Annotated in this window: 13 protein-coding genes; all 13 read right to left on the bottom strand. The window is 32.8% G+C overall.

All coding sequences use genetic code 11. The features are described from left to right. Nucleotide 1 precedes the first annotated feature (1 nt). The 13 genes from D8845_RS00350 to D8845_RS00290 all read right to left on the bottom strand — a co-directional run bounded on the left by D8845_RS00350 (nt 2) and on the right by D8845_RS00290 (nt 12,353). A complete protein-coding gene (locus tag D8845_RS00350; protein ID WP_125451995.1) occupies nt 2-976 on the bottom strand; it encodes a glycosyltransferase family 2 protein in 975 nt (324 codons plus the stop codon). A 13-nt stretch (nt 977-989) separates the two neighbouring features. After that, nucleotides 990-1,949 carry a glycosyltransferase family 2 protein gene (locus D8845_RS00345; protein ID WP_125452286.1) on the bottom strand — a complete coding sequence of 320 codons (960 nt, stop codon included), beginning with the start codon at nt 1,947-1,949 and terminating at the stop codon, nt 990-992. Between the two features lie 55 nt (nt 1,950-2,004). Beyond that, nucleotides 2,005-3,012, bottom strand: coding sequence for a glycosyltransferase family 2 protein (locus tag D8845_RS00340; RefSeq protein WP_125451993.1), 1,008 nt, complete (start codon nt 3,010-3,012; stop codon nt 2,005-2,007). Nucleotides 3,013-3,042: 30 nt separating this feature from the next. After that, the gene (locus tag D8845_RS00335) at nt 3,043-4,023 is read right to left on the bottom strand and encodes a glycosyltransferase family 2 protein (protein ID WP_125451991.1); all 981 of its coding nucleotides are present in this window, start codon (nt 4,021-4,023) and stop codon (nt 3,043-3,045) included. 14 nt (nt 4,024-4,037) lie between these two features. Continuing rightward, nucleotides 4,038-5,147, bottom strand: a complete 1,110-nt coding sequence (locus D8845_RS00330; protein ID WP_125451989.1) for a CDP-glycerol glycerophosphotransferase family protein — start codon at nt 5,145-5,147, stop codon at nt 4,038-4,040. Next, nucleotides 5,144-6,223: a glycosyltransferase gene (locus D8845_RS00325; RefSeq protein WP_125451987.1), complete on the bottom strand. Its 1,080-nt coding sequence runs from the start codon at nt 6,221-6,223 to the stop codon at nt 5,144-5,146. Before D8845_RS00325 ends, D8845_RS00330 begins: the two co-directional genes overlap by 4 nt. 1 nt (nt 6,224) lies before the next feature. Next, on the bottom strand, nt 6,225-6,623 hold the full coding sequence (tagD, locus tag D8845_RS00320) for a glycerol-3-phosphate cytidylyltransferase (protein ID WP_125451985.1): 399 nt from the start codon (nt 6,621-6,623) through the stop codon (nt 6,225-6,227). Then, the gene (locus D8845_RS00315) at nt 6,620-7,453 is read right to left on the bottom strand and encodes a glycosyltransferase (RefSeq protein ID WP_049547161.1); all 834 of its coding nucleotides are present in this window, start codon (nt 7,451-7,453) and stop codon (nt 6,620-6,622) included. The genes tagD and D8845_RS00315 overlap by 4 nt, the downstream gene beginning before the upstream one ends. A 16-nt stretch (nt 7,454-7,469) precedes the next feature. Further along, on the bottom strand, nt 7,470-8,570 hold the full coding sequence (locus D8845_RS00310; RefSeq protein WP_125451983.1) for an EpsG family protein: 1,101 nt from the start codon (nt 8,568-8,570) through the stop codon (nt 7,470-7,472). A 35-nt stretch (nt 8,571-8,605) separates the two neighbouring features. Beyond that, on the bottom strand, nt 8,606-9,259 hold the full coding sequence (locus D8845_RS00305; RefSeq protein WP_125451981.1) for a CpsD/CapB family tyrosine-protein kinase: 654 nt from the start codon (nt 9,257-9,259) through the stop codon (nt 8,606-8,608). A gap of 4 nt (nt 9,260-9,263) precedes the next feature. After that, nucleotides 9,264-9,965 carry a YveK family protein gene (locus D8845_RS00300; protein WP_125451979.1) on the bottom strand — a complete coding sequence of 234 codons (702 nt, stop codon included), beginning with the start codon at nt 9,963-9,965 and terminating at the stop codon, nt 9,264-9,266. A 38-nt stretch (nt 9,966-10,003) separates the two neighbouring features. Then, nucleotides 10,004-10,582, bottom strand: coding sequence for a sugar transferase (locus tag D8845_RS00295; protein ID WP_004261232.1), 579 nt, complete (start codon nt 10,580-10,582; stop codon nt 10,004-10,006). A gap of 592 nt (nt 10,583-11,174) precedes the next feature. Then, nucleotides 11,175-12,353: a hypothetical protein gene (locus D8845_RS00290; RefSeq protein WP_125451975.1), complete on the bottom strand. Its 1,179-nt coding sequence runs from the start codon at nt 12,351-12,353 to the stop codon at nt 11,175-11,177. Nucleotides 12,354-12,469 lie beyond the last annotated feature (116 nt).

Below are 12,469 nucleotides of genomic sequence, written 5' to 3'. Positions count from 1 at the left end.
GCTACTTCAACCCTTTCCAAAATCTTTTTACAATATATTTTTCGAATCTCCATTGAATGGCTCCAACAACTCTTGAAATAAAGACAATCTTTTTAGGGAATAATCGATATGCTCGCATTAATAATGATTGACTTGAACTTTTAGCGTAACGATTCAGATACTCGACATATTTTTCTTGATAGGGATTTCCCTCAAATATACGATAGTCGACAACGTGCATCAAAACTAAATGGAATAAGCGACGTTGTACGTATGGGAGTGAGTCAGCATTTCCATCATATAGTTGCTCCACTTTATCACAAATCGCAAACAAATCCAAATTTTTCAAACTAAATTCGCGATTCATAATACTACCAGAACGCACGCGATAATAATATCCTATATAATCGATTTTCACCATTTTATGAATATGTTTTAAGATTCCCATTCCTCCATATACATCTTCATAAAATAAACCTTCTAAAAATGGGAAATTGAGAATCACTTGTCTTCGAAATAGTTTAGCAACTGCATTCAAACGGACAATATTATCTTTACATAAAGAGACTAAAGCTTCTTTGCTATTCCCTTGAAAAATAATTTTGACATTCTCGGGAGAAGGGATTTCTATTTCTTTTTGATCATTCGTATACCAACACTCTACAATATCAATATCATCTGAGGTAACCTGTTTTATCAATTGCTCCAACATATCATCTTTAATGACATCATCACTGTCTACAAAAGTGATAAATTCGCCTTTAGATTCAATCATACCACGATTACGAGCCCCACTTAATCCTTTATTTGCTTGATTGATTAAGTGAAAACGAGGATCTTGATGACAATATCTCTCACAAATAGCTTGTGAGCCATCCCTTGAACCATCATTGACTAGAATCACTTCTATATCCGTATAAGTTTGATGCTGAATACTGTCTAGACATTCTTCCAGATACTCTTCAACATTATAAACAGGTACAATGACACTAATCATAAATAGGCTCCTATTAAATTTTCCATTTTTTTCGAATGTCTAAATATCTTAAATATAAAGGATAAAATACACTTAAAAAATATTTTGGTGAATAGCTATACCATCTTAATAATTTACTAGAATTGAAAATTTCCGATGATTTCTTAGCTATTTCAAAATAGTTATCAATTGCATCAACATATAACTGATAATATGGATGTCCAACTCTTATGTTATACTTTTTAAAATGTCCGATACCGACTAAAAATAACATATTCCCTACATAAGGTAACCAATTATCTTCTCTAAATTCCTCTAATAATTTTTTGCCAACTTTAAAAATATCAAGATTCTTTTCTGAATATGTCTGATTCATTGTACTAGAAGTATGATATCGATAATAATAACCAATATAGTCAATTTTTCTCATTTTATNAGTATATTTTAAAGAGACGATTCCAGTATAAAAATCTTCATAAATTAAATTTTCTAAAAATGGAACTTTCTCCACTATTTTACGGCGATAGAGTTTTGCGACAGGGCTCCAACTTACTCCATGATTAAAACATTGGTATAATGCTTCATTTGAATCAAATTCTTTAAGATCAATTACTTTTCCTTCGGAATTTAAACATTGAATATCCTCGGTTCTATTACATTCTACAATATCAATTCCATCAGACATATACTTCATTAGTTGTTCTAACAGACCAAGACTTACAACATCATCACTATCGACAAACATGATATATTCACCAATAGATTCTTTTACGCCATGATTTCTGGCTACACTTTGACCTTGATTTTTTTGATTGATCAATCGGAAACGCTTATCTGTTTGGCAAAAATACTCACAAATAGCTTGGGAACCATCAGTAGATCCATCGTTAACTAATATTACTTCGATATCTGTATACGTTTGATTTTTTATACTCTCTAAACATTCTTCCAGATAATTTTCTACATTATAAACTGGAACTATTACACTAATCATTTTCATTCTGACATCACCCTTATAATTTATTGTCTTATTCTACATATTCAAATAATCAATTTTTTCCTATATGTAATTTATCATTTAGATGATTCATTACTTTTTTAGTAGATATCCAAATCTTTTGTATACTTGTATAAATGGAATGAGTAATCGTTGTATAATATTTTGGAGCAAGTAAGTACAGTCGCAATAAACGATATTTCTGGACAACTTCCTTAGATTGCTTTGCTATAAAAGCAGCCTTTCGAATAAAATCTTCATATAAATCGACATATGGATTCTTCTTATTTATCCCATCTTTTAAATAGTGTCCATGACCTATATAAAACATAAAATATCCAATATAAGGAAGCATATCTTCATCATCTTTAAAAGAATCTATTAACTGATTTCCNACTTTAAAAATATCTAAATCTTTTTCATTAAAGGATTTTGTCATAGTACTATTGGGACGAACACGATAGTAATAACCGATATAATCAACAATTACTATTTTTCGAATATGTTTTAAATAATTTATTCCTGTAAAGACATCTTCATAAATATAACCTTCTAAAAATGGAACTTTTTCAACAATTTCTCTTCTATATAATTTCGTAAAAGCACAAAACTTCACTTCTTTAAACGCAATACAATTAAGAATTGCTTTTTTAGCATTTCCTTCGAATGCAATTGTAGAAGTTCTATTAAGAAAGAACTCTTCTTTATTTCTTGTCATTCTACATTCTACGATATCTACATCCATCTTCATGTAAGGAAGTAATACTTCTAACACGCTTGTATTGATCACATCATCGCTATCCACAAACATAATATATTGCCCAACAGATTCTTTAACACCACGATTTCTGGCTACACTTTGACCTTGATTTTTTTGATTGATCAATCGGAAGCGATTATCTGTTTGGCAAAAATGCTCACAAATAGCTTGGGAGCCATCTGTAGAACCATCATTGACTAAAATAACTTCTATATCTTGATAGGTTTGCTTTCGAATACTCTCTAGACATTCTTCCAGATATTCTTCCACGTTATAAACTGGAACGATTACGCTAATCATTTTCCTCTTTCCCTCTTGAATGATATTTCTTCATTCTTCTATCTTATCGTCCTTAATGCCATTTTTCCATTTCCACATAAAGTGATAGAACGGAAATAGGATGGTGTTATAGTATCTTGGGCACAGATTATAAAGTCTAATCATACGTGAACTTTTGGCTACCTCAGGATTTTTCTTGGTGATAGTTACATAGTCGGCCAATTTCTGATTATAGACTTCTGCAAATGGATTTCCTTTTTGAATATAGTCTTGATAATGCATGGTTGCTACATGAACTAGGTATTTACCAATATAAGGAAGAAGTTCTTCCCTATCAGAATACAAGTCAATCAATTGGTCACTTACTGTAAACACATCTAGATTTTTCTCGGTAAATGTTCTATGCATAGTACTAGTCGCATGTTGACGGTAATAATAGCCTACATAATCGATTTTAACAATCTTTCGGATATATTTAAGCATACCAATTCCGCTATAAATATCTTCAAAAATGAGCTCTTCTAGGTAGGGGACAGCTTCGACAATAGCTCTTCTATAAAGCTTTGTGACTGGATTGACACTTAGTAGATGGTTAGGGACAACTTTCACTGCTTCTTCAGAATTTCCCTCAAAAAGAATTTTTGTATCTTGAGAATTTTCTGCCAAGAATTTCTTTTTATGTACGGTGAACTGACTTTCCACAATATCTACGTCGTCACTCATATAGTGCATTAAGGTTTCTAAATAATTTGGTAGGATAATGTCATCACTATCTACAAATGCAATAAACTCGCCTGTTGAAGCTGTTACTCCATTATTTCGTGCAACACTTTGGCCTTGGTTGCTTTGATTGATTAATCGGAAACGCTTATCTGCTTGGCAATAACGCTCACAAATAGCTTGTGAACCATCTGTTGAACCATCATTTACTAAAAGGACTTCAAAATCTGTGTAGGTTTGGTTTTGAATGCTATCTAAACATTCTTCCAGATAAGTTTCCACATTATAAACAGGTACGATTACACTAATCATTCTTTATCCTAACCTTATTTCCTTAATCCAATTTCATCCAAAAGTGTCTTTGTAAAATCTTTTTGAATGGCATTAACCTTGTTATTGACTATTTTTCGTTCGTCAATATAAGGATCTTCAGATCTCATGACACTCTCTAGAAATTCTAATAAATCATGCGAATCACGAATGACACTTCCCACCATTAAATTCTTCACATCTTCAAACACAAAACCTCTTTTTTCCTTGTATTCCTCATAATCATTAATGGTAAATGCAACTGGCCTATTTAATAAATAATAATCTAAAAATACTGAAGAATAATCTGTAATCAATGCACTGGTTGTGCCCAAAAAGGTATATAAAGTCCCATACTGCTCACTAATGATATCTTCTGATAATAGATGAATGGTCGAATAATTTCTTTCAAATTTTAACTGAGATTCCTCAAGAGGGTGAAGTTTAATATAAAGTTGATACCCATAGTTTGAGAGTAGTACTTCAATGTTTTGAAAGTCCTCTTCTTCTAAAGAAAATATCAATGCTGCTTGGCTGTCATGATAATTTTTAGAATTACGATAAGTTGGCATCCAAATGATTTTCTTCTCTTTTTTCTCTTTAAAGAGCTCATCATTTCGAATATTTCCAACAAGAAGCATCTGCTCATCTTTAGCATTAAAAGCAGCTTTCATGATTGGAGTAAATAATTCTGAAGAGGAGACTAATTTTGTAAAGAAATTATAGTCAATCTTTTCCATTCCAACTTCAAGATTCCCAATTTTTTTCAAGGGCATTCCATGCCACAAGTTGACAACCATCTGGTCTGGAGCAGGTTTTATAGGATACTTGCCAAATGAATAGAAAAAATATTTAGATGTTAAAAAATAAAAGAAACCTCGATAAATAGAAATATATTTTACATCATTTTCTTTGTCTAAATGATAAAAATTATTAGAAGCACAAACAATTTCATATGCTTCTTGGTAGTTATTATCCAATAAATAGTGATAGAGTGTTCTAAGATTATCTCTAAACCCCCAGTTAGAATACAGAACAATTCTGTTCCTTTTCTTGGGAATAATTTTATTTATCTTATAAGTAAAATCACTTACTTTAAAAAGTAAGGGTTTTAAATAGTTGATCATTCTCTTTTTAAACCTTGCTTATAAATTTCTTTTAAATTTTGAACATTTTCTTCAATGTCAAATCGCTTTAGGTGTTCATTCAGCTGTCGTTGCTTCTCCCTGAAAGGCGCCTTTTCTATATAGTCTACCCATTTAGCCTTATCTAGCGGCAGAGCTGTACAGAGTTTACCAACTATCTGAGTTGTTGGATCAATTGTTTCATTCATGATAATATTGACTCCAGAACATTGAGCTTCTACCAGTACGATTGGGAAACCTTCATACAAAGAAGGAAAGGCAAAAATATCAAAGGCTGAATAAAATTTATGAACATCTTCTCTTTTTCCTGTGAAGATGATATTCTTCAATTCCTTGCTGTTTTCTTCTAAAATGTCACGATCTGGTCCTTCACCAACAAAGAAAAAAGTAACATCAGGCAATTCTTTAGCAACTTCAATCAAAAACCTCTGATTTTTGAAGGGATTTAAAATACCAATCATCCCAACTACTTTTTGATATTCAGCTATATGAAACTCTTTGCGAATTTCTTCTCGAAAAATCGGAGAAAAGCGATACTTATCGATGTCAATTGCATTTGGAAGGATTTGAAAGGATTTCTTTCCAAATATCTTTAGTCCAGCTAATTGACCACAAGAGATACGATGAGTCGCGTTTTTCAGGGCTAAAAAGACCAAAAAGCGATTGCGAATACTTTTTAACCAAGTGTCTGAAAATTGACTACTATGATTGTGGTAAATCCTAACTAGAACACTATTTTTTCGAGCATAGTAATTATGTATAAAAGCGGTTATAGGATTATGAACATGTAGAATGTCAATTTTATTATTTTCATAAAATTGACGGCACTCTCTCGCATAGGAAAATAGTTTAGAAATCTTTAGGGCAGGGAATACAATACGTTTGATTTCTTTTTCATCCAGGTATTGATTAAATGGAAACTGAGCGTCTCCATTTGACTCTCCAACCATATATTCAAACTCTTGATCATTATTTGGGATATGATTTTTGATAAAACTTTGTACCCCGCTCATGGTATTTCTTACACCACCTGTTACATGTATGACACGATACTTCATCCTAGTTCCCTTGATTCAAATCATTCTTTATCTTAGATGTTGAAATTTCTTTTGTTCGTGATAGGTAAACAACCTCTATTCCCAAATCACTTAAATAATCAAATTTGCCCTGCCAATCATCTCCAATGACAAACACATCAGCATGATACTTTTCTATGTCTGAGATTTTTTGATCCCAATTTTCTTCTGGTATGACGAGATCCACATATCTGATAGCCTCTAATAGAGATTTTCTTTTCTCGTAATCAAAATAACATTCTTTATTCTTTTCTAGCTTATTAAATTCATTGGTAGAAAGGGCGACTATGAGATAATCTCCCAAAGCTTTTGCCCTTTTTAAAAGGTTAATATGACCGTAATGCAATAAATCAAATGTTCCGTATGTAATGACTCTCTTCATATCTTCTTAATCACCTCTACTTCTTCTCTCATTTTTTTCTTATAGACCCATTTCCTAATTGAATTCGGAAGAATTCGAATCGCATTACGAAGGAAAATATTTCTAAGAAATTCTACTAAAGTAATATCTCTTCTGCGATAAAAATCTAATTGGAGCATAAAGTCAGTCTTTACATACAGGAAACCGCCCCTCCTCAGATAGCTAGAATCGTTTGTCTGCATGACTACTAAAGGTTCCTGGATATTTAAAAAATCCTTAGTTGGATTATCATGTAACAATCTCATTGTGAGGTCATAATCCTCTAGATAACGGAATTTACGATAATTACCAGCCTTCAAGATATACTCTTTTTTCATCATACTCGATGGATTATTAAAGGGATTTCTCATTTTCGAATATTGACGAATTTCGGCTGTAGTTTCTGGTACTTTCTTTAAGGCGGTAAATTCTGTATTTTTCTCTAGGATATTGGAACCAACCATGATGAGATTGGGATTTTTTTCAAAGGCTGCTAATTGTTTCTCAAACCTTGTTTCTAGAGAATAGTCATCACTGTCCATTCTTGCAATGAATTCTGTTTGACATTGATTAACTCCAAAGAGAGAGGCTGGTCCTGAGCCTAAGTTTTCAGGTAAATGGAAAACCTTTAAAATCGGGATTTCTCTCTGCAACTTTTCGATTTCTCTATCTAACTCTTCTGTCAATGCACCATCACAAACTAAAATGATTTCTGCTGGTTTAATGGTCTGATGGTAAGAGCTTAGTAAACTTTTCCTTAAATTTCTAGGAGTTTCTTTTTTATAGACTGTAGTTAAAACTGAAAATTTCATTTTATAACTCCTAAATCTAATTCCCAATTAACCAATCTACAATAACCGAACGGTAGGGAACGACATGGTACCAGTCAGTTTTAAAGTAAACAATGACTAGAAAGATTGAAGCATAAACCAATATCACCAAATAAAATAAAATCCACTGAACTTTTTTTTCACCTATTTTAGATAAAATCATGGGGATATATAGGCAAATAAAGGGGGTAAAGTAGTGTGCGAATCTACCAAAAAGGCTTGTTTGCAAAGTTGACGCGGTTAGTAAAAAGGTGATAAAGAATAGACTTCTTATATATTCTTCTTCAGTAGATAATTTTTTCTTTCTAATCACTAGTTCTCCCAAAAGCAGAACTATACCATACCAAATTGTTAAAAATACAGGTGCCCATTTATTGCTTTCCAAAAACCATGATGATTCCAGATAGGAAGTATATTGGGGAAAGAAAGAAATAAAGGTAGTGACAATTTGTTTGATGAAAGGAAAGAGGATAAGAAATACAAGGAACACAAACTGGTATGCTTTTTTGTTTAAAACGATTTTTTTAAGAGGGAAAAACAAGAGGCAGACGATACCAGATGTATGAAATAAGGGAGTTAGTAAGATAAATACCCATGCTAAAACCTTCTTATTTTTTACTAAGTAATGAAATCCTAAAAAACTTAAAGCAATCGCCAGACCTTGTCTGATATTTGATAAGGAATAAAAAAAGAGTCCTAATGAGCTGAGGTAAATCAATAAACTCATGTAAACATTTTTAGAATGCTTATAAAGCACAAAAAACCAGGCAACTAAAGTTATAAAGGCATAGGCAAATAATAAAAAGGGATAGTGATCACTAAAGTTTCTTAGAAAAATATTACTTACTAAATAACCAATTTCAAATCGAGAACTAAAGAAATGTGATAAGTCTGGAAGTTGTAAATGATTCGATTCAAAAATATGGATATAGGTTCCTAAATCTCCTCCGACGCTAGAAGTACGAAAACCTGCAATGATTAAAAAAAAGAAGAAAGTCGGAAGAACAAGAAATCTTAACTCTTGTTCTTTATCCTCATATTTTAATGAGAAAAAGGCAAGGAAAGAGATATAAACGAACATTAAAAGATAGATTGCCATTTTTTTCTTTATCCTTAGCCTTTCAAATAGTTATTTTAATAATAGTAATAATAGGTGTCTTTATGTGAATCTATTTTATTCATTATCACACCAAGTAGTCTAGCTCCAACATTATCTAATCTACGTTTTGCTTCAGTGATCTGTCGACGTTTTGATTTTTTTGTATCTACGACTAGAAGTGTGGCGTCAGCAATACTTGCTAAAATTTGAGCATCCGTTGCTGCTAGCAAGGGAGGTGTATCGATAATGACATAGTCATAAAAATCCTCAAATGCTTTAAGTGTTTCATCCATAGAAGAACTAGCTAACATCTCAGAAGGATTAGGTGGAACAGGTCCTGAAGTCAGTACATCTAAATTCACATCATTTATCGTCAAATGATTAATGGAATCTACACCTGACCTTTTTAATAGAAAGGTGCTTAATCCTACAGTGTTGTTTAGCTCTGTTAATTTATGTTGGGTTGGTTTACGCATATCTGCATCTATGATAATCACTTTTTTCCCTTGTTGAGCCAAAGAGGCAGCAAGATTGATACTGACTTCACTCTTTCCTTCGTTAGGATTGGCACTTGTAACGACAATCAATTTGATATTTTTCCCGAATTCTGAGAACTGAAGATTACTTCTTAAAGTTCTAAAGGACTCAGCTACAAGAGATTTGCTATTATGGATAACTTCTATATGCATGGTACTAACCTCTCTTCTTTTTCTCTATAGTTGGAATCATGCCAAGGACAGGTTTCCCAACAAGCTCTTCCAAATCTTCATAAGAATCAATCGAGTCACTCAATACATACTTAATAAAGATGATATTAAATCCTATGAAAGAAAATACTAGAATAGATACAAGAAGATTTTTCCATAAAATAGGATAAACTGGATTGTTACTTCCTAAAGCTTCTATAACAACTGATAAATTATCACGTCCTAATCGATCTGCTGTAAATTTTTTGTATTGAGTTACATACTCTTTTATATAACGCTCCCCTAAATCTCTATCTAGCGCTCTTACTGTTACTGTGACCAACTGAGAACCTGTGTCATTTGTTAATTTAACCGATTTGATTTTAGCAATTTCATCCGGAGACAAACCTAATGCTTTATTGGTATCTTCTTTTACTGGAGGAAGATCTGCTATTTCTAAATAAGTCTTAGCTTGTCTTTGAAAGAGATTTATGGCTTCAATTGTTTGTGTATCATTATTCTGACCATTTGTTTGGCTTGAAGTGTTCTTCATTATGAGCTTAGAGGAGACACTGTATATAGGAGAAATGATAAAAACAGTATATAGACCAACTGCTGTCGTCCCTATTAATGTAAAAAGGATTAGAAACAGAAATTTACTTTTAATTAAAGTAAAAATTCTGTTGATATTTTTATTGAAAATACTCATCTTTTATTTTTGTCCTTTACTTTTCTTCCCTATCTGAATTATCTAAATCCATGTCCATTAAAAATAACTTTAATTGTTTTTAGTAAAATAAGGAAATCTAATTTAATACTTTCATGTCTGATATAGTAAACATCATATCCTAATTTTTCTTTTGGAGATAATTCATAGCCACCATTTACCTGAGCCCAGCCTGTAATTCCTGGACGAACAGCCAATCGCTCATTAAAATCAGGAATATATTTTAAAAATTCGTTAACAAATTCTGGTCTTTCTGGTCGAGGACCGATAATAGACATCTCGCCTTTAATAATATTAATAATTTGTGGAAATTCATCAATTCGAGTTCTGCGTATAAAACGTCCAATCTTCGTTATCCGTGGATCATTTTTTTCCGCCCATTGATATCCGTTCTTCTCGGCATCTAAATACATGGAACGTAGTTTGTACATTATGAATTTTTGTCCATTTAAACCAACTCTTTCTTGCATGTAAATGGGGTTTCCGCTTGATTCGATGACAATAAAGAAGCAAGCAATGAGACAAATTGGGATTATTAAAATTAATAATAATATAGAAATCAGAAGACCGATTATTCTCTTGGCTCTTCTATAGTTCATCATCTTTCTCCTTGATAATACACATAAATATAAAAGTGCGTCTAGTCGTATATAGAAACTACAACCAGAAAATACAGGTTCATTATAAATATATACTCGTTATGTATAAATCGGATTTAAATATATCATAAAATGAGAAAATTCTCAAACTTGAAGCGTGAAAAGTAAAACAATAATTATTTTTTTCAAATATATCGTTCGTAATAATCGACTCAGGCTTCACTACAAATAACTCAGGCTCTTTTTTCTTTTGTGCTTAGTTCATAATTGACACCAAAAACAATGTGAGAGTGAGTATCAATCATGTGACATTTGCATATATAATATATGTTTGAGATCTATAATGAAATCTTAACACATTTATAAGCGTTTTGAATAACCTATAAATATTAGTTTATACAGTTTATTTTCCTGATGTTATTATACTACGAAACCTAAAAATAAGCTAGTTATTCTTATAAGTTTTTAAAAGTTATCCAGTGTAATAAAAAATATATGCATAAGTAAATTCTTTTTTTATTAAATCTGTAGAGAATGATACTGACTATTTAAAAAATAACACCTACCATGGTATTTCCACGGTAGGTGTTACTCATATCAATAATCGCTCTAAAAATGGTTTGATGCAGTTGAGGAGAATGCCTTCTATCCAGCTTTCCTGTGCTGAGGATAGATGATCTGACTGGAGACTTTCTTTTAGAAAGTCTCGGACTTGTTCTGGTGCGATTTCAAACTCAAAGGCTTTCATTTTATAGAAAAAGTCGAGCAGATGATCTGACAGATATTCAGTTGAAAAGGGGATTTCTCCACTTTTTCGATATTCTAATAAGAGCCGAGCAAATCTAGATTTTTCTTCAGGAAGCTCACGGAAATAGGAATTGAGGAGCCAGGTCTGCTTCTGTTTTCTTTCAATTGGATCCTGACTGGCAATTCGTTGGTCTTTTTCCAACTCTTTTTGGTATTGTTTGGCCTTGACAACCCGTTCTGTCCTATTTTTACCAAAAAGTATTTTCTCCCATTTGCGTTCTTCTTGGGTTAGGGTTTCTGTAAAGCCAAAGTAATCCTGATAAGCACGCTCTGCTGGGCCCATGGCTAGGACTAGATTGTCTGCATACTGCTTGGCGATTTTATCCCTCTTCCTGCGCTCTTTCTCAGCCTGGATACGCAGTTCTTGTTCGTAGTCAATTTTCTCCTTACCTAGCTTTACAAGGTAGAGTTGGTCATCTGGTTTTCCAAGTAAAAAGGGTTTGATACACTTTTCAAGGACTTCTTCCATACGAGCCTTCTTCTTGGGTTCTGCCTTGGTCCAACTTCCTCCTTGAAAAACTTCTAGGAAGAGCTGGTAGTCTTTCTCAGGTGAGAACTGATTGCCACGATTGGGTTTAAAAACACCTTTTTCCCAGAGCCATTTTAGAAGACGCTCATCAAAGTCACTTTTATTGACCTTGATTTTCTCCTTTTTCTGGGCTTTTCTGGTCAGATTTTCAACCTTTCTGAGCAGTTTTTCTTCCTCTTCCAGTTGCTGGTCAAGGGTCAATCGATGAAAATGACGAACACAGTCGCTACCAATCGGAAAGAGGCGTTGACCTGTGACACCGTTAAAGAGTTCGTAGGCGTATTTGATAGCATTTCCACAGACACAATTGCTACGGCCGATACCGTTAAAAATCAAGGAAACTTCATTCCATTCCTTGATAGCTTGTTCCCAAGTATCAGCTTTTGAAGCTTGTAACACCGCATCATGCAGGGATTTTCTAACTGGAAGTGTCATGAGGTCTCCTTTCTAATACTCAATGAAAATCAAAGAGCAAACTAGGAAGCTAGCCGCAGGTTGCTCAAAACACAGTTTTGAGGTTGTGGATAGAACTGACGAAGTCAGTAACCATA

This window comes from Streptococcus mitis (assembly GCF_003942865.1).
GTDB classification, from domain to species: domain Bacteria; phylum Bacillota; class Bacilli; order Lactobacillales; family Streptococcaceae; genus Streptococcus; species Streptococcus mitis_BI.
The sequence above is the reverse complement of the archived record's forward strand: the minus strand, read 5'-3'. Positions and strand labels throughout refer to the sequence as shown.

What these genes read in the sequence shown, in the direction of transcription:
- D8845_RS00295 (WP_004261232.1), bottom strand. Translation starts at nt 10,582, where the DNA reads ATGAACTATAGAAGAGCCAAGAGAATAATCGGTCTTCTGATTTCTATA.
- D8845_RS00315 (WP_049547161.1), bottom strand. Translation starts at nt 7,453, where the DNA reads ATGAAATTTTCAGTTTTAACTACAGTCTATAAAAAAGAAACTCCTAGA.
- D8845_RS00300 (WP_125451979.1), bottom strand. Translation starts at nt 9,965, where the DNA reads ATGAGTATTTTCAATAAAAATATCAACAGAATTTTTACTTTAATTAAA.
- D8845_RS00325 (WP_125451987.1), bottom strand. Translation starts at nt 6,223, where the DNA reads ATGAAGTATCGTGTCATACATGTAACAGGTGGTGTAAGAAATACCATG.
- D8845_RS00350 (WP_125451995.1), bottom strand. Translation starts at nt 976, where the DNA reads ATGATTAGTGTCATTGTACCTGTTTATAATGTTGAAGAGTATCTGGAA.
- D8845_RS00305 (WP_125451981.1), bottom strand. Translation starts at nt 9,259, where the DNA reads ATGCATATAGAAGTTATCCATAATAGCAAATCTCTTGTAGCTGAGTCC.
- D8845_RS00290 (WP_125451975.1), bottom strand. Translation starts at nt 12,353, where the DNA reads ATGACACTTCCAGTTAGAAAATCCCTGCATGATGCGGTGTTACAAGCT.
- D8845_RS00335 (WP_125451991.1), bottom strand. Translation starts at nt 4,023, where the DNA reads ATGATTAGTGTAATCGTACCTGTTTATAATGTGGAAACTTATCTGGAA.
- D8845_RS00310 (WP_125451983.1), bottom strand. Translation starts at nt 8,570, where the DNA reads ATGGCAATCTATCTTTTAATGTTCGTTTATATCTCTTTCCTTGCCTTT.
- D8845_RS00330 (WP_125451989.1), bottom strand. Translation starts at nt 5,147, where the DNA reads ATGATCAACTATTTAAAACCCTTACTTTTTAAAGTAAGTGATTTTACT.
- tagD (WP_125451985.1), bottom strand. Translation starts at nt 6,623, where the DNA reads ATGAAGAGAGTCATTACATACGGAACATTTGATTTATTGCATTACGGT.